The sequence below is a fragment of the Bacillus sp. FJAT-49711 genome, assembly GCF_018343715.1.
Lineage (GTDB): Bacteria > Bacillota > Bacilli > Bacillales > Bacillaceae_C > Lederbergia.
Map to the genome: position 1 here is coordinate 26,344 of NZ_JAGYPL010000006.1, position 21,725 is coordinate 48,068.

At 36.2% G+C, this 21,725-nt stretch carries 19 protein-coding genes; 9 read left to right on the forward strand and 10 right to left on the reverse strand.

Annotated features, from left to right (window positions below; all coding sequences use genetic code 11):
- Positions 1-25: 25 nt before the first annotated feature.
- Positions 26-667: a YesL family protein gene (locus KHA96_RS21095; protein ID WP_213131325.1), complete on the reverse strand. Its 642-nt coding sequence runs from the start codon at positions 665-667 to the stop codon at positions 26-28.
- A 197-nt stretch (positions 668-864) separates the two neighbouring features.
- On the opposite strand from KHA96_RS21095, the gene KHA96_RS21100 reads away from it, so the two are divergent.
- From KHA96_RS21100 to KHA96_RS21130, 7 genes are all read left to right on the forward strand, one after another.
- Entirely contained in the window at positions 865-1,887 is a 1,023-nt protein-coding gene (locus KHA96_RS21100) for a LacI family DNA-binding transcriptional regulator (protein ID WP_349305826.1), read from the forward strand.
- A 26-nt stretch (positions 1,888-1,913) separates the two neighbouring features.
- Positions 1,914-3,233, forward strand: coding sequence for an ABC transporter substrate-binding protein (locus tag KHA96_RS21105; RefSeq protein ID WP_213131327.1), 1,320 nt, complete (start codon positions 1,914-1,916; stop codon positions 3,231-3,233).
- A 72-nt stretch (positions 3,234-3,305) separates the two neighbouring features.
- Positions 3,306-4,175, forward strand: a complete 870-nt coding sequence (locus tag KHA96_RS21110) for a carbohydrate ABC transporter permease (protein ID WP_213131328.1) — start codon at positions 3,306-3,308, stop codon at positions 4,173-4,175.
- 10 nt (positions 4,176-4,185) lie between these two features.
- Complete coding sequence (locus tag KHA96_RS21115) at positions 4,186-5,046, forward strand: carbohydrate ABC transporter permease (protein ID WP_249315855.1); 861 nt, start codon at positions 4,186-4,188, stop codon at positions 5,044-5,046.
- Positions 5,047-5,221: 175 nt separating this feature from the next.
- A complete protein-coding gene (locus tag KHA96_RS21120; RefSeq protein ID WP_213131330.1) occupies positions 5,222-5,689 on the forward strand; it encodes a CarD family transcriptional regulator in 468 nt (155 codons plus the stop codon).
- A 984-nt stretch (positions 5,690-6,673) separates the two neighbouring features.
- Positions 6,674-8,392, forward strand: coding sequence for an ABC transporter ATP-binding protein (locus KHA96_RS21125; RefSeq protein WP_213131331.1), 1,719 nt, complete (start codon positions 6,674-6,676; stop codon positions 8,390-8,392).
- Positions 8,389-10,233, forward strand: coding sequence for an ABC transporter ATP-binding protein (locus tag KHA96_RS21130; protein ID WP_213131332.1), 1,845 nt, complete (start codon positions 8,389-8,391; stop codon positions 10,231-10,233). The genes KHA96_RS21125 and KHA96_RS21130 overlap by 4 nt, the downstream gene beginning before the upstream one ends.
- 152 nt (positions 10,234-10,385) lie before the next feature.
- Here the strand turns inward: KHA96_RS21130 and opp4C are convergent, their stop codons facing one another.
- The 6 genes from opp4C to KHA96_RS21160 all read right to left on the reverse strand — a co-directional run bounded on the left by opp4C (position 10,386) and on the right by KHA96_RS21160 (position 16,771).
- Positions 10,386-11,285 carry an oligopeptide ABC transporter permease gene (opp4C, locus tag KHA96_RS21135; protein ID WP_213131333.1) on the reverse strand — a complete coding sequence of 300 codons (900 nt, stop codon included), beginning with the start codon at positions 11,283-11,285 and terminating at the stop codon, positions 10,386-10,388.
- A 13-nt stretch (positions 11,286-11,298) separates the two neighbouring features.
- Positions 11,299-12,249, reverse strand: coding sequence for an ABC transporter permease (locus KHA96_RS21140; protein WP_213131334.1), 951 nt, complete (start codon positions 12,247-12,249; stop codon positions 11,299-11,301).
- A 139-nt stretch (positions 12,250-12,388) separates the two neighbouring features.
- Positions 12,389-14,071, reverse strand: coding sequence for a peptide-binding protein (locus KHA96_RS21145; RefSeq protein WP_213131335.1), 1,683 nt, complete (start codon positions 14,069-14,071; stop codon positions 12,389-12,391).
- A 90-nt stretch (positions 14,072-14,161) separates the two neighbouring features.
- Complete coding sequence (locus KHA96_RS21150; RefSeq protein ID WP_213131336.1) at positions 14,162-15,190, reverse strand: ABC transporter ATP-binding protein; 1,029 nt, start codon at positions 15,188-15,190, stop codon at positions 14,162-14,164.
- Complete coding sequence (locus KHA96_RS21155) at positions 15,187-16,170, reverse strand: ABC transporter ATP-binding protein (RefSeq protein WP_213131337.1); 984 nt, start codon at positions 16,168-16,170, stop codon at positions 15,187-15,189. Before KHA96_RS21155 ends, KHA96_RS21150 begins: the two co-directional genes overlap by 4 nt.
- Before the next feature lie 454 nt (positions 16,171-16,624).
- Positions 16,625-16,771 (reverse strand): lmo0937 family membrane protein, encoded by a 147-nt coding sequence (locus tag KHA96_RS21160; RefSeq protein ID WP_213131338.1) that lies wholly within the window; start codon positions 16,769-16,771, stop codon positions 16,625-16,627.
- A 167-nt stretch (positions 16,772-16,938) separates the two neighbouring features.
- Between KHA96_RS21160 and KHA96_RS21165 the strand changes: the two genes are divergently transcribed.
- On the forward strand, positions 16,939-17,538 hold the full coding sequence (locus KHA96_RS21165; protein ID WP_213131339.1) for a spore coat protein: 600 nt from the start codon (positions 16,939-16,941) through the stop codon (positions 17,536-17,538).
- 271 nt (positions 17,539-17,809) lie between these two features.
- Here the strand turns inward: KHA96_RS21165 and KHA96_RS21170 are convergent, their stop codons facing one another.
- A complete protein-coding gene (locus KHA96_RS21170; protein WP_213131340.1) occupies positions 17,810-18,127 on the reverse strand; it encodes a thioredoxin family protein in 318 nt (105 codons plus the stop codon).
- Positions 18,128-18,375: 248 nt separating this feature from the next.
- Here KHA96_RS21170 and KHA96_RS21175 point away from each other — a divergent pair, with 248 nt between their 5' ends.
- The gene (locus tag KHA96_RS21175) at positions 18,376-19,545 is read left to right on the forward strand and encodes an FtsW/RodA/SpoVE family cell cycle protein (RefSeq protein WP_213131341.1); all 1,170 of its coding nucleotides are present in this window, start codon (positions 18,376-18,378) and stop codon (positions 19,543-19,545) included.
- 33 nt (positions 19,546-19,578) lie between these two features.
- Here the strand turns inward: KHA96_RS21175 and KHA96_RS21180 are convergent, their stop codons facing one another.
- A complete protein-coding gene (locus tag KHA96_RS21180) occupies positions 19,579-20,640 on the reverse strand; it encodes a Ger(x)C family spore germination protein (protein WP_213131342.1) in 1,062 nt (353 codons plus the stop codon).
- Positions 20,637-21,719, reverse strand: coding sequence for a GerAB/ArcD/ProY family transporter (locus KHA96_RS21185; RefSeq protein WP_249315843.1), 1,083 nt, complete (start codon positions 21,717-21,719; stop codon positions 20,637-20,639). The genes KHA96_RS21180 and KHA96_RS21185 overlap by 4 nt, the downstream gene beginning before the upstream one ends.
- Positions 21,720-21,725 lie beyond the last annotated feature (6 nt).

A 21,725-nucleotide genomic window follows, 5' to 3' on the forward strand; every position in this document is an offset into this window, starting at 1 on the left:
AACAAGGGTCTTCCGCTTTTTGTTCTTAACTAACTTCCTGAACTTCTTGAGTTTCTTGATTTAATTGAATCATAGCTTCAATTTTATTGAATGACCTATGACATAAAGTATAGATTAAATAAAAACCGATGCTCCAAATGATGATAGTCGTAATAGGGATAAAGTAGCTAATTAAAGCTGTTAAAAGAAAGATAATCCCACAAACTATCGTAACCCAGAGCTGGCTGATCGAAAATAAGAAAGAATTTTTTATTAGGATTGTAAAACGAGTCTTGTAATGAACCATGACTGGGAATAGAAAAACGGTCGTCATTAAGAAAAATAAACAGATGAATGATAATGCAGAAACCATAATAACCTTTGCCGTTCCTGACATTTGCCAAGTGATCATAAAGTTAAAATAAAACATGAGAGCAAATGCAAACCAGACAAGTCCTAATAGAAAGCTTTGCAAGAAATTTTCTTTAAAAAGAGTAAAGAAAGGCTTGAACACTCCCGAATCTTTTTTCTGAACCCATTGTCTTACGACACCAAACATTGCGGCTGTGGCAGGGAATATCGTAATGATTGGGATACACATAATAAACCAAAGTAAATTTAAGAGAAAAAAGTTTGTAAACTTTTCCAAAAATCGATAGAAACCGCCATCAATACTGAAAATATTCATTTTCCACACCCTTTGTCTCATAGTCTATGTTATTCAAAAATAACACGATTATTTCATAAAGGCAATGTATAGAAAAAAGAAAAAACAGAAATTTTTTAATTACGAAAATCTATTTAACTATTGATTATTCCAAAAGACTAGATTATTATGAAATTTGTAACCGTTGTCTGAAATCGATTTCAGTTTTCAAATTTCAGATTTTAGACTTTATTTCGCAGGGGAGGAGGAATATGCCGACAATTTCCGACGTAGCTCGATTAGCTGGTTTATCGAGAGCGACTGTATCTAGAGTAATTAATAATCATCCCTACGTGTCAGAAGCCAAAAAAGAATCAGTTTTGAAAGCAATGCGGGATTTGGGATATATACCAAATTCTGCAGCACAAAATTTAAGGAAGCAAAAAACAAATATTATTGCTGTTTTGGTTCCAAAACTGACAAATCCATTTTTTGCTTATTTAGTCGAAAGTTTAGAAGAAAAAGCTGCTGAAAACGGTTTACAAATTTTAATCTGTAATACGAAGTATAACAGAAAAAGAGAATTAGATTTTTTACGGTATTTAAAATCAAAGCAGGTCGATGGAATTATTATGACATCCATTGAAAACAACTGGGAAGTAATTGAAGCAATCACCATGAACGGGCCAATTGTACTCTGCAATGAGTATAGTCTGGCAGCGAATGTTCCTTCCATTCGCTTAAACCAAGTGGAAGGAGGGTATATGGGAACCTCATTTTTGCTTAAACAAGGGTATACAAAGATCGGTTATTGTTGGGGAGGAATCCTTAGTGGACTAGCCCACGATCGTTACTTTGGCTTTGAAAAAGCAATGACAGAATCAGGGTTGCCAATTAATCGCAACTGGCTTTTTGAAAATGCTTTCGGTATTGAAGACGGAAAAAGAATTATGAATGAAATAACAAAAATGGAAAACAAGCCACATGCTCTTTTTACCGGAAGCGATGAAGTGGCTGCAGGAATTATTTCTGAGGCGAAGACTTTGGGATTCAAGGTTCCAGATGATATTGCGGTCGTTGGATTTGATGACCAACCAATCTCGGAGGTAATACAACCTACACTCACAACTATTCACCAACCAATTGCAGAAATTGGAGCGAAAACAATGGAAGTTATGATCAATTTACTCACAAATGATCAATTCGCTCCCGAAAAGATTTATGAACTTCCATTAAAGTTAGTTGTAAGGGAATCATGTTAAATGAAAATAACAAGGGGGATTTCTGAATGAAAAAGAAATGGACATTATGGAAAGTAGTTCCGATGTTTCTTATTTTATTGCTCGTTGTAACGGGCTGTGGGGGAAACAAATCTGGTAGTGGTGGATCCGGTGGTTCTGGTGACGATAAAGTAGAATTATCCATGGCTGCATGGGGAAACCCGGCTGAAATTAAAGTGTATCAAAAAGGCGTAGATGCCTATATGAAGGAACATCCGAATGTTAAGATCAAATTAGTCCCTGTACCAGGTGATAACTATGAGGAAAAATTATTGACAGAGTTATCTGGTGGTAAATCACATGATGTATTCTACGTTGGTGACAATACGATGCCAAAACTCGTTGAAACGGGTAAAATTGCAGATTTAACAGAGTTCCTTGACAGTTCTGCAAGCTATGTAAAAGCAAGTGAATTTGCAGACGGCCTGTGGGGAGCAGCTAGAAAAGATGGAAAAATATACGGAGTTTCCGTTGATAATAATCCTTTAGTAATGTATTACAACAAAAAAGTTCTTGCTGAAGCAGGAATTGATAAATCACCTCAAGAGCTTTATGATGCTGGTGAATGGAATTGGCAAGCATTTGAAGAAATGACTGGTAAAATCAATGCGGCTGGGAAAAAAGGATTTGTTGCGGATGGTTGGACTGCACACTTATTTTCTTGGGCATGGTCCAATGGTGGTCAAATTTACGATGATGAAGGCAATATGATTTTAGAAGAAAATGAAAAAGCTAAGGAAGCATTTAAATTCCTTGAAAGAAACATTAAAAATGGTAATTTCACTTATTCAGGTTCCCTTCCAAAAGGACAAGGTGCAGACGCGATGTTTATGTCAAACCAAGTTGGGTTTGCAGCGGCAGGTCGTTGGTGGACTCCAATGTTCAGCGAAAACAAGTCTTTGGAATTTGACTATATTCCATGGCCAACAAACACCGGCAACAAAATGGAGCCTGCAGCAATCGCAATCGCTTATATGTCAGTTGCAAAAGATTCTAAAAATGTAGAAGAAGCTATGAAGTTCATGTCATATTATACGTCTGCTGAAGGACAAAAAGCCCGTCTTGAAGGAAATGGTAATGCGGTTCCTTCCGTAAGCGGCGTTGATGAATTAATCACTGAAGATGCTGTTCCAGAACATGCAAAATATCTAATCGATGCTCGTGAAATTGGTATTGTTGAAGATAAACAAGTGCAAATCCCAGGTTTAGAACAAGAATTACGCGATATCATCGAACTAATGTATCTTGGAAAACAAGATGCAGATAAAACAATTGCTGAAGTGTCTAAAAAGGCAAAAGAGATGATCGATGAGCATAAGGCAAAGTAATTAACACCAAGATGAAAAATTGAAAGAAAGGGAGAAAGACCCTTTCTTTCAATAGTTTGAGAGGATGATTTCATGAGAAAGCATAATACTTTTTGGGGTTATTTCTTTTTAACGCCACAATTAATAGGTCTCCTTGCCTTTTCACTCATTCCCCTTGGCTTTGCGCTTGTACTAAGTTTTATGCAATGGGATGGATTTGGGGAAAAAACATTCGTTGGATTAGGTAATTTTATAGGACAGTTTAAAGATGCAGTCTTTTGGAAAGCACTTTGGAATACAACACTCTATACAATTCTTACAATTCCAGTTGGCGTAACCATATCTTTACTGCTAGCTTTAGCATTAAATAGAATCAAAGGTAAGGAATTGTATCGTGTTTTCTTTTTTATGCCAGTTGTCACAAGTTCGGTTTCAATCGGTGTCATTTGGATGTGGATCTTAAATGGGGATTTTGGAATTTTAAATCAGTTCCTAGCTACTATAGGAATTCAAGGTCCACAATGGTTGACAGATACGAAGTGGGTCATGGTTTCAATCGCCATGCTAAGTATTTGGTGGCAGGTTGGATATAATATGGTTATTTTCCTTGCGGGTCTTCAAGGCGTTTCCAACAGCTATTATGAAGCTGCAGAAATTGACGGGGCTTCCAAGTTTCAAAAGTTCAGACATATTACGTTGCCGCTTATTTCACCAACTACGTTTTTCGTCTCAATTATGTCCATTATTGGATCTTTTCAAGTTTTCGACCAAGCCTTTGTCATGACAAGTGGAGGCCCGGCTAAAGCGAGCTACACACTTGTTTATCACGTATACCAAACCGGCTTTCAGAATTTTAAATGGGGAGAAAGCTCCGCGGTGGCAATGATTTTATTTGTCATCATCTTAATCTTTACTCTCATTCAATTTAGAGTTTCTAAAAGGTGGGTTCATTATGAAGGCTAGTACAATTGAAATGAATAAACGTCCAGTAGTGGTTCAGAAAAAGAAATTTAAATTTAAGTTTTCCACTCTACTTGCTCATGTTGGTTTAATCATTGCTTCAGCAATTATGGTTTTTCCTTTTTTATGGACAATTAGCAGCTCGTTAAAAGATATATCACAAATATTCATCGTTCCTCCAGAGTTTATTCCGAAGCCGTTTGTTTGGTCGAATTACCCTGCATCATTGCAAGCAATGCCTTTTGGATTGGCCTATTGGAATAGTTTTTATATAACTATTTTAGTAGTGGGACTTCAGTTATTTACTGGCTCTATGGCTGCCTATGCATTTGCTAAAATTCGCTTTCGAGGATCAAATTTGTTATTCATCTTGTTCTTGGCTACTATGATGATTCCGAAACAAGTTACGATGATTCCTACATTTATGATTATGGATTATATCGGTTGGCTGGATACACATTTGCCGCTAATTATACCGGGTGCATTGTTTAACGCGTTTGCTGTATTTTTATTAAGGCAATTTATTATGGGAATACCAAATGAGTTGGAAGAAGCAGCAGTTATGGATGGAGCGAGCCCGCCTAGAATTTATTGGAGTGTAATACTACCACTTGTTCGGCCGGCACTTGCTGCAGTAGGGATCTTTATTTTTATGGGATCCTGGAATAACTTCTTAGAACCTTTGATTTACTTGACAACTCCAGAGCTTTATACAGTTCCTTTATTATTAAACTATTTTAAAGGACTTTATGTAACGGATTGGGCGCTTATGATGGCTGGTTCAACAATCTCCATTATCCCGGTCTTGATCATTTATATTGTTGCACAAAAACAAATTATTGAAGGGGTAGCTTTGACTGGAATAAAGGGATAACTACTTCTTATGCAAGAACCTTGGCATTGAACCAAGGTTCTTTTTTTATGTAAAAAAACCGCAATTTTCGTGTGAAAAGTGTTGACTATAACTTAAGGTGGGTGTTAAAATATAATATTTGACTAAAAATAATATAGTGTTATACTTAGTATATAGTGAACTTAGGAGTGATAAATTGTTTCAAATTGGTGATAAAGTATTGTATCCGATGCATGGAGCAGGTACCATCGAAGCAATTGAAGAAAAAGAAATATTAGGCGAACGCCGCCGATATTATGTAATATCTATTCCGATCAGTAATATGAATGTTATGATTCCAATAGGATCTGTAGAAACAGCAGGTGTACGGCCAGTAGCCGATAGCAAGACAATGAAGAGTATTATATTTGATTTTCATAATGAGGAGCCGACTTGTGGGCTTCCTTGGAAAGAAAGATATAAGCAAAATATGGAGAAGTTAAAGACCGGAGGTACGCTTGATGGAGCGGAAGTAGTACGAGATCTTTTACATCTTCAAAAAGAAAAACCACTCAATTCGAGTGAGAAACAGATGCTTAATGATGCATCAAAAATATTAATAAGTGAACTTAGCATCATTAAAGATATAAGCGAGACACAAGCTGCAGATTTATTAGTTATTTAATATGAACTATGGATTCTCATCATAAGAGAGTCCTTTTTTTATTTTAATAAAAACGTATTTCTAAGATACTTTGTAAAAAGATAGGATATTTTTACATTAGAGGAGGTACTAAATAGAGAGTTGAAAAATGATTATTAAAAAGCGTTTTGTAAATAAGGAGCTATCCTTTAAAGAAATCGCCCATCTTTGAAGATGACCAGTAGTATTACATAAATGGTGAAAAAATTCCCTTTTCTCAGCCTTTTCGATGTCTGCTATGTAACCATGGTTACACAATTTCCAGAGAAGCCTATAATTCCCCATTTCCACTTATACAACGCATACGAAATCAATCAATTATATTCCCGAATCAACTAAATCGGTTTTTTTGAAGTTAAGTAAAAGACCTTCAAATGTGAACAATCACCATAACAAAGTTGCATTCCTTTTATAAGGAAGAAACGCGTTTTACAAAAATAAGGGAATATACTAAATAGCACTCAGGAAAGGGATTATATGTGCATCTGGCAATCCATTTAATATTGAAAGAAAAAAGCTGGTATTAGTATGTGAAAACTGCAAAAGTATAGAAGTTATAGAGTTATCAATATTCAAGTTCATTGATGAAAATACCATTCTTTTTCCTGATAAAAAAATCACACTTAAGGATATTTATGAATGATGCTCCGTGGAAATTAATCCAAAAGATTGTAATAAGACACTTTAATAGTAGGAAAATGCAAAGGCTACATATTATGAAAGAAAAAATGTAATAATCTTTATAAAATAAGCTGTTATTTTCGGATTGAGATGAAATAGTGGCAATACTAGAAAATCCGTCTCAATTGAAATCGAATCGTGAAGGAGCGCTGGTAATCTCGGAAATGCCATTTCAATTGACCTCAAATCTCGCAGGAACACATGTAAATAAATTATTTTATTGACTCAATGAACTAATACAAATACGATAGACTTATCAGTTTTATAAGGAAGTGATTCGTTAACATGTTAAAAGCTTTAAAGTCATATACGTGGCAAATAAGCATTGTTGTCATCTTAACATTGGCAGGAATTTTACTAGAGCTATTGTTGCCTACGCTAATGGCGAATGTGGTTGATATCGGAATTGTAAACGGTGACATCCCATACATAGTAAAAACAGGCGTTTATATGATTATTTGTGCCTTGGCTGCTGTGTTTTTAACAGTAGGAGTATCTTACTTTGCTTCCAAAGTAGCACTTGGTTTTGGAAGAGATGTGAGACGGAATTTATTTGTTCATGTAGAAGATCTTTCCTTACAAGCATTCGATAAAATTGGAACAGCTTCTTTAATTACTAGGACAACAAATGATATTAAGCAAGTGCAGGATGTTCTCAATATGGTTTTACGTATGATGACGCGAGCACCCTTAATGCTGGTCGGTGGCGTCATTCTAGCAGTCTCTAGAGATGCAGGGTTATCACTCGTTTTTTTGGCTGCCTTGCCCATTCTGGCGTTGCTTATTTTCGTTATTTCAAGGAAAGCAATCCCACTATTTGTTTCATTGCAAAAGAAGACTGATCGACTAAATCTAATCGTTCGTGAAAATTTAACGGGCATCCGTGTTGTACGAGCCTTCAACAAAGTAAGCTTTGAAAAAAAGCGGTTTAATACGGCAAATGAAGACTTTCGTGACACAGGCATTAAAGTGAATAAGTTGATGGCCCTTATCTTTCCAGTCATGATGATTATCATGAATTTTACGAGTGTTGCTATCGTTTGGTTCGGGGCCATTCGTATTGATAATGGTTTGCTGCAAGTCGGAAATTTAATGGCTTTTTTACAATATGCGATGATGATTCTGTTTTCTTTAATCATGCTTTCCATGGGCTTTATTATGATTCCTCGTGCGCAAGCATCGGTCAATAGGATTAATGAAGTATTGAAGATGGAAGCCGAAATAGTAGATCCAGAAAATCCAAGAGAAATACCAACTGATAAAGGGTATGTAGAATTTCAAAATGTAACGTTTCGCTATGAAGGTGCGGAAAAACCAGTACTTGAAGATATATCATTTAAAGCACATCCAGGGGAAACAACAGCGATTATTGGCAGTACTGGGGCGGGGAAATCAACCCTCATTAAATTAATAGCCCGATTTTACGATGTCGAGGATGGGTCAATATTGATTGATGGGATTGATATAAAAGAAATGACTCAACAGACACTTAGAAACAAAATTGGCTACGTTCCGCAGAAAGCTTCTTTATTTAGTGGAAGTATAACGGATAATCTTCAATTTGGAAAAGAAGATGCAAGTGAAGAAGAGATGTTAGATGCTCTTGAAACTGCACAAGCCATTGATTTTGTATTGGATAAAGAAGATGGTATCCATACAAATATAGAGCAGGCGGGAGCTAATCTTTCAGGTGGTCAGAAACAGCGTCTTTCAATTGCCCGGGCACTGATTAGAAAGCCGGAAATCTATTTATTCGATGACAGTTTTTCAGCTTTGGATTATAAGACAGATTCGAAATTAAGAGCTGCATTAAATAAAGAGATACTTCATGCAACGATTATTTTAGTTGCGCAACGTGTAAGTACTGTCATCAATGCTGATCAAATTATTGTATTAAATGAAGGTAAAATTGCCGGAATCGGCACGCATCGTGAATTACTGGCTGAAAATAAAATTTACCAGGAAATTGTATCCTCACAACGTACAGAGGAGGAGGGCGCATGAGTAAAAATAATGAAAAAGGAACATCTTCTAGGGGACATGCTGGAGGCGGCCCTCCGCATATGATGCATGGAGAAAAGCCGAAGGAGTTCAAAAAAACGCTAAGACGCCTAGCGGGATATTTGAAGCCTCGTAAAAATCAATTAATATTTGTCTCAATCGCAGCTATTTTTTCTACATTATTTAATGTCATTAGTCCAAAGTTACTTGGTGATGCAACGACATCTATTTTTGCAAGTATCACAAAAGGAACAGGAATTGATTTCACGTTCTTAAGTCAGTTACTTTTAATATTAATAGGGTTATACGTTTTGTCTGCTCTTTTTGCTTATTTACAGCAATATATTATGGCAGGGGTCTCGCAAATGACGACCGCGGAACTTCGACAAGCTGTGAACGAAAAATTAACGAAGCTTCCTTTACGCTATTACGATCAGCATCCACATGGCGATGTGCTAAGTCGTGTTATTAATGATATCGATAATATCAATAACTCGATTCAACAAGCATTATCGCAATTGATTACATCTGCAATTGCCATCATTGGAACAATTATCATGATGCTAGTGATTAGTCCATTATTAACATTGGTGGCACTTATTACACTGCCATTAAGCGCCGTCGTCATTCGTTTTATCGCTTCATTTTCTCAAAAACATTTCGTGAATCAACAAAAAGAGCTTGGTAATGTAAATGGTCATGTAGAGGAAATGTTCTCGGGCCATCAAGTTGTAAAAGCATTTGGTCAAGAAAAAACATCCATTGAAAAGTTCGATGAAATGAACGATAGACTTTATGAATCAGGATGGAAAGCTCAGTTCATTAGTGGTATTATGATGCCGCTCATGACGTTTGTCGGAAATATTGGATATGTTTTTGTTAGTATTGCAGGTGGAATTCTTGTCCTAAACAGAACCATCTTCCTGGGGGATGTACAAGCATTTATTCAATATACACAGCAGTTGTCGCAACCTATGGCTCAAGCTGCCGGGATCGCAAATATGATTCAAACAGCGCTTGCATCAGCAGAAAGGATTTTCGCATTATTAGACGAAGAAGAGGAGAGGGTCGAAGAAAGATTGCCTGTTAACTTGGATTCGCTTGATGGAAGTATTTCATTTGAACATGTTCGATTTGGATATGATCCGGAAAAACCAGTCATTAAGGATTTGTCATTAGAAGTAAAATCTGGTCAAACGATCGCAATAGTTGGTCCGACTGGAGCTGGGAAAACAACCATTATAAATTTATTAATGAAGTTTTACGAGGTTAATAAAGGTAAGATTACGATCGACAAAATTAGTCTGCATGAATTATCAAGAGAACAGGTTAGGTCGATGTTTGCGATGGTTCTCCAAGATACATGGCTTTTCAATGGATCGATTCGTGACAATATTGCTTACGGACGGAGTGGCGCAACGGAAAAAGAGATTATTCGTGCAGCGGAAAGTGCATATGCTGACGATTTTATACGAACATTACCAGAGGGGTATGATACCATTTTAACGGAGGATGCCTCCAACATATCGCAAGGACAGCGTCAATTAATTACGATAGCTAGAGCTATACTAGCTAATCCAAAAATTCTTATTTTAGATGAAGCAACAAGTAGTGTAGATACGAGAACTGAAATGAATATTCAATTGGCTATGAATAAACTTATGGCAGGACGTACGAGTTTTGTAATTGCTCATAGACTTTCAACGATTCGGGATGCGGATATTATTTTAGTAATGAATGAAGGAGATATCATTGAAAAAGGCTCACATGATGAATTGATGAATCAAAATGGATTTTATGCTGATTTATATAGAAGCCAGTTTTCTGAAAAAAGTGCTGGTTAAACCGGCTTTCGTAAAAAACCATTGGGATTAATGTATTCCAATGGTTTTTTATAATAAATCTGCCATTCAATATTACACACAAAAAAAGCCAGGAAAAAATTCCTGGCTTTTTATCATATCTAGTTTTAGAGAAAGACGCTTTCGTCTTTCTATCAATCTCCCTTTGGATCTAACGCATCACGCAATCCGTCACCAACGAAGTTAAAGCATAGGACGGTGATCAAGATGAGTAGTCCTGGGAATGTTGGGTACCAAGGAGCTCTTATTAACACAGTTATACTTTGTGCATCTTGAAGCATATTGCCCCAGCTTGGAGTAGGGGGTTGAATACCAAGTCCAAGATAACTTAGGGCGGCTTCGGAAAGAATAACTCCACCAACTAATAAAGTCGCTGCTACAATAATCGGTCCCATAGCATTCGGTAAGATATGGCTAAAGATAATTTTAGATGCTCTTGTACCTATTGTCCTAGAGGCGAGAACGAATTCCCGGGTTCTTAAAGATAAGAACTCACCACGTACTAATCTTGCAGTACTTGTCCAAGATGTTAGGGCAAAGATGTAAATCAACTTATCCCAACCTGGTTGAAAAATCGTTACGATTGTAATAAGTAAAAATAAACTTGGAATGGAGATTACGATATCTACAAATCTCATAAGAATGGCATCCAATATCCCGCCATAGTAGCCGGCAAGTGCACCGATAGTTGTTCCAATAATGAGGGCACCCGCAACGGAACCAAAAGCTACCAATAAGGAGATTCGACCTCCGAAAAGGAGACGAGAGAAAATATCACGTCCAAAACGATCCGTTCCAAGCCAATATTCTTTACCTGGCGGTTTTAGCTTATCTCCCATTTTAACTAATTCGTGATTATGGGGAGCGATTAAGGGAGCAAAAATTGCCATAAGAATAATAATGAGTAAAATAATCGCACCAATGACGGCTAATTTATTTTTAAAAAACTTACGGAAAAATATTCTTGTTAATGTGTCGGGCTTTTGTGGTTTGGGATTTAATTCGAGTTCGTCTATTGCAGAATTTGTTGACATGTTAAATCCCTCCCTAATACTCAATTCGCGGATCAAATATTGCATAAAGAATATCCGCTACTAAATTTCCGATTACAACAAATACTGCTGAAATAACTGTAAGAGCCATAATGACTGGATAATCTCGGGTAAATGCCGATTCGATGAATAAACGACCAAGACCCGGCCAACTAAATACGTTTTCTGTAATAGCGGCTCCACTAATGAAAGACGGGATCATAAGACCAAAAATGGTGATGATAGGAATTAATCCATTTCGAAGCCCGTGTTTTAAAACAACCTTACCTTCTTTAAAACCTTTTGATTTTGCAGTTCGAATATAATCCTGTTGAAGGACATCAAGCATACTTGAACGTGTATAACGAGTTAAAGCAGCCATATCGGCAGCTGCTAATACAAATGCCGGCATGATTAAATGGTGAATTCTATCCCATATACTGAATGGAGCATTTAGAGTCGCAACTCCACCAGTTGGAAACCACTTAAGCTGAACTCCAAAAAAGAGAATCATCATTAAGCCGAGCCAAAAGTTTGGAGTAGCTACACCAAGAAACGAACCGACTGTCACTGTATAATCCCGTATTGTATAGGGCCGCATCGAAGAAAATATGCCCAAAGGTACGGCTATGAGGATTGCAAGTATAGTGGAAACACCCATGAGTAATAAAGTATTTGGTAAACGTGCCATAATCAACTCACTGACAGGAACGCCTCGTTCAATGATGGAAGTGCCAAAATCGCCTTGAACCATTTTACCAAGCCATACTACGTATTGTTTAGGAACGGGATCGTCTAAGCCGTATTTTTCTCTAAACTTTGCTTGGTCTTGTGGTTTTAAACTTGGATCCATCATTAATGTTGTAGGGTCCCCTGGTGCTAATTGAATAATGGCAAATGATAAGATCGAGATCCCGAGCAATAACGGAATGGCCATCAGCGTTCGACGAATTATATAGGAAATCATTGCCTATTCTCCTTCCAATTGAATCATCTATCTTAAATATACTGCATAGATGCAGGACATTAGTTTTCAAGTTAATATTATAACACAGGAAAAAGGGGAAGCGGACAATCCATTTCCCCCTTTTTAAAAAAAGCAATTCTTATTTAGCTGGTTTCAACCACCATTTGTGTGGGTGATAGATATAGTTTTTAGCATGGAACTCATAACCTTGAAGCTCAGCTGGCATTGCACGATATTCTTCTGGATAGTAAAGGAAGCTATATGGTTGGTCCTCTGCAATTCCTGCTTGGACTTGTCCAATTTGTTCTTTACGCTTATCTTTATCTCTTTGTTGTAGTTGCTCATCCATTAATTTATCTAATTCTGGGTTAGAGTAACCAGCAAAGTTTAATCCTTCAGCAATTTCTTTCGTATGGAAAATACCACTTGGGTCTGGATCTGTTGCAAGGCTCCAACCTAGAACGATTGCATCAAAGTTCCATACACCTGGATCGATATCAGCAATTAGAGAGCTGAATTCAACGATCATTGGTTTAACTTCAATCCCAACTTCTTTCAATTGTGCTTGAAGAAGAACTGTAATATCTTCACGTACTTTGTTACCTTGGTTTGTTTTTAATTCAAATGAGAAACGTTTTCCATCTTTTTCAAGAATGCCATCAGAGCCTGGTGTCCAACCTGCATCAGCAAGCATTTGCTTCGCTTTTTCAGGATCAAAATCGAATTTAGGAACATCAGGATTGTAAGCCCAGCTTAATGGACTTTCAGGAACGTCGGCAACTTCACCTTTTCCGTCCATGATTTCATCAACAATTTGTTGACGATCAATTGCATGTGTAATAGCTTGACGAACTTCTTTGTCTTTAAATAGGTCATTACGTAGGTTATAACCTAAGAAACTGTATGATAGAGCAAGACCATGTTCAAGTTTAACTCCAATGGAATCAGCGAAACTTTCAACTGTTTCTACATCAGATTGTGGTACTCCAGCCCAGAAATCAATGTCTCTGTTTTGAAGTTGAGTTAACATAGCGTTCGCATCAGGAACAATCTTCATTGTAATAGAATCTAAATGTGGACGACCTTGATAATAGTCATCAAATGCTTCTACTTTTACGTATTCACCTGGTTTGTTTTCAACGAATTTAAATGGACCAGATCCAATAGGAGTTTTTGTATTAAATTCATTTTCACCAAGTTCAGTAATTGGAACATCTTTAAGAATATGCTCAGGAAGAATTCCGAAGCTTAATCCAACAGATGGGAACTGTACATCCACTTGTTTTAAAGTGAATTTAACAGTTAAATCATCCACTTTTTCAACTTTTTCTAATGCTTCAAAATATGATTTACGAGGACCGTCATAGTCTTTACTTAATGGGATATTGTAAGTGAAAACTACGTCGTCAGCAGTTAAAGGCTCACCGTCATGGAATTTAATTCCGTCACGAAGTTTAACTGTATAAGTAAGACCATCTTCAGATTCATCTACTTTTTCTGCCATTGCATCATCTGTAGTAGGATTGAATTCTAAGTCAGAGCCGATTAAGCTGTCATAAATAAGACCTTCAACGTCAGAACTTACGCTGTCGTTTGAATATAATGGGTTAAATAAAGTAGGTTTACCACTTGACCCGATAATTAAATCTCCGCCATCAACTGGCTCATCACTTTCTGCTGGTTCTTCAGTTTTTTCACCAGAATTACCACTGTCGTTGCCCTTGTTATTGTCTTTTGGAGCAGCGTCATTGCCGCCACAAGCAGCCAAGAACATGGAAAGTACAAGCATCATGCTTATTAAAAGCCATGCAGGTTTCTTCATTGTTTTCCCCCCATAAAATAGTATTCCATAATTAATCACTACTACTTAGATTGATTAGATGCATCTCCCCCTTTCAAGTGTCCCATTTTGTTACTTATCTTGATATAAATGACAAGCAACAAAATGTTCAGGCTTTACTTCTTGAAATTGTGGGACTACTTTTCGACAAATATCCATAGCCATAGGGCAGCGTGTATGGAATACACACCCTGTAGGTGGATTTGCCGGACTTGGTAGCTCTCCCTTTAATACAATTCTTTCTCGTGGCTGAGCACCTTTTTTTCTAGGGACAGGCACTGCTGAAAGAAGTGCTTGCGTATAAGGATGCAGTGGTTCTCCATATAAATCAGCTTTAGGAGCCATTTCCATCATTTTACCAAGATACATAACACCGACGCGATCACTAATATGACGGACGACACTTAAATCATGGGAAATAAATATATAAGTAAGACCAAAATCGTCTTGTAAATCTTTCATTAAGTTGATAATTTGAGCTTGGATAGATACGTCCAAGGCAGATACTGCTTCATCAGCGATAATTAAATCAGGATTTAAAGTCAATGCACGAGCGATTCCGATTCTTTGGCGTTGACCACCTGAGAATTCATGCGGATACCGGTTGATAAAGGATGGATTGAAACCAACTCGATCAAGTAATTCAGCTATTTTTTCGTCACGCTCTTTACGATTGTACAATTTATGAGTAATCATTGGTTCGGTCAAAATTGATTTCAATGTTTTCCTAGGATTCATTGAAGCGTAAGGATCCTGGAAAATCATTTGAATATTTTTACGGACGGAGCGCCTTAATTCTTTTTCAGACATTTTGGAAATATCTTGGTTGTTAAAAATAATATTCCCTTCTGTAGGATCGTATAGCCTGATAAGGGTTCTACCAGCAGTCGATTTTCCACAGCCCGACTCACCCACAATACCGAGAGTTTCTCCTTTTTTTACATGAAGATTTATTCCATCTACTGCTTTCACATGTCCAACCGTTCTTTGGAGAATACCAGCTTTAATAGGAAAGTGTTTTTTTAAATTATTTACCTCTAATAAATATTCTGACTTTTTGTCATTCGAGAGGCTTTGTTTGTCTTTAACATGAGTTGTCATACTGTAGCCTCCTCCTTGTCGTATAAAAAGCAGCGTACTGAACGTTTTCCATCAATCGTCATCAAGCTCGGCACTTCTTGGAGGCAACGATCAAAAGCATGAGGACAACGTGGTGCAAAACGGCAGCCTTTCGGGAAGTTTTCCGGTGAAGGTACATTACCTTGGATAGGGACTAGTCGATCCGTATCCATTTCAAGAGAAGGAATGGATTCCATCAATCCTACAGTATATGGGTGAAGCGGCTCGCCAAAAAGATCATCTACATCGGCTTCTTCTACTACTTGGCCACAATACATAACGAGTACTTTATCGGCGATATCAGAAACTACGCCTAAATCATGTGTGATAATTAAGATAGAAGTATTTGTTTTATCACTTAACTCTTTCATTAAGTCTAAAATTTGTGCTTGAATCGTTACGTCAAGGGCAGTAGTAGGCTCGTCTGCAATTAGCAGCTTCGGATCGCAGCTCATCGCAATTGCGATCATGACCCTTTGTCTCATTCCGCCAGATAAACGATGTGGATAATCGTGAATGATTTCTTCAGCACGAGAAAATCCTACCATTTTTAATAAATCAATCGCTTTTCTTGTAGCTTCTTTTTTTGACATTTTCTTATGATATATAAGAACTTCAGTAATTTGTTCGCCAATCGTCAATACAGGATTTAATGATGTCATTGGCTCTTGGAAAATCATAGAGATATCGTTGCCACGAACTCGGCACATTTCATTCTCTGATAGTTTTGCTAAATCAGTTCCATTAAATAAAATTTCTCCATCAACAATCTTTCCGGGAGGGCTAGGGATTAATCTCATAATAGAGAGAGAGGTAATACTTTTCCCTGATCCAGACTCACCAACAAGCGCAACTGTTTCACCTTTATTAATTTTTATATCTACGCCATCAACAGCGGGGATAACCTTTTTTCTATTGAAAAAATGTGTCTTTAAATTCTTGACTTCTAGTAAAGTAGTCAATTAAAAGTCACCTTCCTTGTTCTAAGACTATTTAACTATAAAACACGATATTAATAGATTGTATAATATATATATAAATTGCTCAATAAAATAATCGTTTTCACCATAAAAAACTATTATTCCAATATATTAAAGTTTTCAGTAAAATCTTATGGCTCATATGTATATTATTACAGATTAATTACGAATACAATAACTTTTTGAAAATTAATATAGCATTAAGTTTGGTCATTTATTATTTTTTTATAAAACAATCATACATAATAGCTTATTTTTTTGAATTCGTATGTTTTATTTATCCCCTGTAGTTAACGTATTATACTAAAATAAAATAGCGATTAATAATTATTTTTTAAGAGAATAATATAATAAATTAAAAAATGTATGTATTTACATATTTATGCAATTAATCCACAAATTATAAAAGCCGTTCCTAAAAGAAGGAACGGCTTCGTTATCTAGTCTTTTTGCCAGTAATGAGATTGAAAATGAAAAGGACGAGAGCAGCTATTAGCAAAATGTGGATGAGCGCGCCGCCAATTTTTGCTATAAATCCAAGTAACCATAGTACGATTAATATTCCAATAATGGTCCAAAGCATAGATCAAAATCCTTTCGCTAGCTAATTTTTGATGCTTATTATTAAAGTACCCTATGTATACATTTTTAAAACTTCCTTGTCCGTGGAATAATCAGGACATTCGATATGGGAGGAAATGTTGAATAAAAACATTTTATCGTAAGAGAATATAGTTGGAGGTGAAAAACATGCAATTGGCATCGCATGAGCTTCATGATCTAAGTGAACTTATTGCAAGTTGTTTTAATACTGTAACTTGCATGGGGATGTTTATTAACCAAGCTCAGGATCCTGAATTAAAATCATTGCTTCAAAGACATTATCCAAAGCATATTGAAGATTACAATTTAAAAGTGGAATTTGTTCAAAGTTCTTCAATACCAGATATTTCAAAATTTCAACCAGACGTATTATCGCCAAAGTTAAATAATTACACACAGCCACCAGTAAACTTAACTCAAGCAGCTGCTCCACGAACAAATGCACAAACTCACAATGATCGAGAAATTGCCACAGCATATTTACTTAATCAAAAAGCTGCCGCAAAAAACTATGCCGCTTCCGTTCTAGAGTGTGCTAATCCTACATTAAGAACATTTTTAGAAAATGCATTTCTCAATAGCAGCCGCCATAGCTACGAGATTTGGGAATATATGATGCAAAAGGGGTACTATCCGCTTACACCAGCTACAGGAGAAGCAATCCAAACAATTGGAAGCTTGTATCAGCCTGTACAGCAATTTCCATATATGGGTGATTCGACGACTATGCAGCAGCATTTACAGTAAGGAATTATTAAAAAAAGCCAAGTATCTTCTATTTGAAGATACTTGGCTTTTGAATTGGAAATTGTGATGTTGAAATAAGTTCGAAATTGCGATTGGAAATACTAAAAAGTCGTGATTTCAAGCTTTAATCGCATATGATTCGGACTCATAAACTGAAAGGTCACGATTAAGTTCGAAATTCTTTCTAATTTGGACTGTAAAATTAAAAAGTCCCGACTTTAATCCGAACCAGCGCTCGATTCGAACTGAAAAAAATAAGGATTTAAGTGCTTTATTTTATACTTTCAAGAAATTCGTTTACTTGTTCCGGTGATTTTGCATTTGCACTGTGTAAATGGGCTGTTTTTTCACCATTTTGGAAACGGAGCAAGCTAGGAATACCCATGACCGCATTTTTTTCAGCGATTTCAGGAAATTTATCACGGTCTATCTCATACCAACTGTACTGGCTATTTGCCTTCACAATATCGTCGATGAACATATCCATGCGTTTACAATCTGGGCACCAATCAGCTTCAAATTTCACGATAACGGGGCTGCTGCCTGAAATAATTTCTTCAAATTGTTCTTTAGTTTTAATTTCTTCCATATATACCACCTCCTTATTGATATCTTATAAGCTTAGACTAAGCAATTCAATTTTCAAGCATTCCATCAATATTGTGAAAACCACAAATTCCTACTTTTTATATTTAACTTCATTCAGTATAATGATAAGATGACCAAAGATGATTTTTGCTGAATTATAAAGTTGATATCTGCTTCAATCATCATAGTGTTGGAATTACCAACAAAAAGAAAACTATAAAAGCCTATTAATATAGAGGAGACGAAGTGATGACTTCTCAAAAAAAACCAATTCCTAAAATAGATTATGGTATCATTTTATCATTAATGTTATTGACAATCGTCAGTTTAATTACTATATTTAGTGCCCAAAAAACAGGACAATATGGTTCGACGAATTTTGTTTTGCAGCAGGTTATGTGGTATGCGATTAGTACAGTGGCAATAGTTGTGATTGTTCAGCTGGATTCAGACCAGATGAAAAAAGTCGCATGGTATTTGTATGGATTTTGTTTACTATTATTAATCGGTTTAATTATCGCTCCTGAAACGAAACTAACTCCGATTAGAAATGGTGCGCAAAGTTGGTATGTGATTCCGGGGGCGGGAGCAATTCAACCATCAGAGTTTATGAAAGTTTTTACTATTATCGTACTCGCAAAATTGACGGCAGGACATCATCTTAAATTTATTAATAAGAGTGTTAAAACTGATATTTGGCTTTTAATCAAGCTTGTAGTAGTTACGATGATTCCAACTGCTTTAGTCTTCAAACAACCTGATTTAGGTACATCACTCGTATTTGGATGTATTTTACTAGCGGTTATTCTTGTTTCCGGAATAACGTGGAAGCTGCTATTTCCGCTTTTTTCATCCATGGCTGTTTTGGTCGGAGGCGTGCTTTATGTTGCGATATTTCAGCATGAGCTTTTAAAAGGAATTTTGGCAGACCATCAATATAAAAGAATATATTCGTGGCTCGATCCACATTCGTATCGATCAGATGAAAGCTTTCAACTAGTTAAATCATTACTCGCAATTGGGTCAGGACAAACAACAGGAAAAGGCTATAGAAGCGGGGAAGTATATATGCCGGAAGCCCATTCTGACTTTATTTTCAGTACTGTAGGAGAGGAATTCGGCTTTATTGGCGGCAGTATTGTGATCAGTTTGTTTTTTATGCTAATCTATCAAATCACCAAAACAGGGATAGAAACGAAAAATCCTTTTTATTCTTATATTTGCGCCGGAGTTGTAGCGATGATGGCATTCCACGTTTTTGAAAATATCGGTATGACTATTGGGCTGGTTCCCATTACTGGAATACCATTGCCATTTATTAGCTATGGGGGAAGTGCGTTGCTTGGAAATATGATGGCGGTTGGAGTAGTTTTATCGATTCGCTATCATTATAAAAAATATATGTTTTCTGATGACTAAGAAGGCTGACCGATGATGGCAGCCTTCTTTTCCTTATTCTAGCGTTCCAGATTCGGAAATCGTAACATTTGAATGGATACGGAATGTTATATTTTTATAATCCTCTTTCCATTTTTTTTTGTCAAAATTCCTATGCTGCTGGATGAACTTTCGCTCAATTCCGACAGGATCAATTCCTTTTTCCTGAAAATCGGTTAGTAACTTCAATACCTTTTTCTCTATACTTTTTTCCGCATTTTTAGTAATTTTATTTTTAATACCGCTCTTCAACTTTCTTCCCGTATATTTTGTTATAATACCTGTCATATTGTATTCGATATCAACAGTCATTTTCTTCAAATCTGTTTTAATGGAAGAGTTTGATTTTATGTTTTGGATGGTTGCACCATGATCTTCTACACTTACATCTAAACTCCCTTTGTTATGTCGATCAACTAATAGCTTGAAATAAAACATTTCATCAGTCGGAATTTTATACACTACCTTATCTTTTGAAAAGATTGCAAGTCCGTCTATTTTTACTTTTTCATTTGAAACCTTTTTCAAAATAGGAAGAAAAGATCCTTTTGCCTCCTGAAAAAAATCAGCCGCATACATATGTAGATTTGTTTTTGGGATATCACGATGTTTAATATTTGTTTCAATCATAGTGGAAATAAATTTACCATTTCCCTCAGTCCCATATTTCCCCATTAGAAGATCATGTGCAGATCCTTCTGAGATCATTAAATATAACCGGGAACCCACACTCGGCTCTCTTTGCAACGTATCGATAATTGGATAAATGCCTTTTTTCGCCGTCTGCATGTCAATAACAATGATATCGAGATCTCCGATTAAAATCGGTGATGTTGCTTCCCTAGATAAATGATCGAGAAGGCCAGCATCTTTATTCATAGTCATCGTTATATTATTATCTTCCGCCTTTTTTTCTTCATTATAAAGAGTGTATACGCCCGTAACTTTAATGTTATTTTCATCAATATAATCAATCCCACCTGCGTTAATTAAGGTTAGATTATCAATGACTTTTGTCTGCACACATCCAGCTAATATGATTAGAAGCAGAGAAAAAATAAACATGTTCTTCCTCATTTCTTCACCTTCTTTACAATAAGTAAAATGATAAATAAAAGCGGAATATAAATAAAATTGATGATAAAGCCCGCTTGATTGAGGAAAGAAAGAAAGAAATAAATTTGATTTCTTGTTTGAAATAGAGGCACAATAAACAAGATTACGGCGGAAATCCAAACTAGTGCACTTCGTTGTGTCGTTTTAATTGTTTTCTTCATGATTCTGCTTGCACACCAAAGGGGAATGCATATATTTGGAAGAATGACCATGAACCAAGTGGCAATTCCAATATATTCAAACCGCCACATAAAAGAAAGCTTCACTATTTTCCAAATCGACAAAGTGGCCCAAATAATATGTTGGAGCTGCGATTCACTATAATAGCCGAATGAAATAAACGTAATAAATAAGTAAATGATACATGTAAACAATAATCCGAAGTGTGCCCATTTTTTTGATTTCTTTGGATTTTGGATAAACGGATAGTAGTAAAGCAAAGTTTCATAGCCTAAATAAGCAATGGATAGTTGCAATATTGCTTTATAAATATCTTTTAAGGAATGGTGAAGAATTGGCAAAAAATCGCTATAGTCCGAAAAAGGCACAGCGAAAAGAAAAGCAAAAAATAAATAAAACGGAATGACAACACTAAAAAAAGCAATCCCTGTAACTGTTCTTATGCCACCATTGACAATATATATCGCCAGAAGCAAAAAGCTGAAAGTAAACCAAAACACACTTAAATCTTGAAAGAGCCAAATCTGTAAAATTTCGATATATGTGCGGGTAACAGCGATAACCATTAAGATGAAATAAACAGAGAAAACAAGATTGAATACTCCGCCTATATATTTTCCAAAAATAAAGAGATGTGTATCATTCATATCCCCTTTTCCGAGCTCGGCAATTTTATAAATAATAAAAAGAATGATATGTGATAATGCACATGCAATTAGGACGGCAATCCAAGAATCATAGCCGGCACTTTTAGATATTTGTCGTTGGAAACCGAGGACACCAATCCCAATCTGCATGGAATGGACTAGGAAGAAAACGAGATATGGTGAAATTTGCACTCCCTTTATGGTGCTGCTCATTGTGAT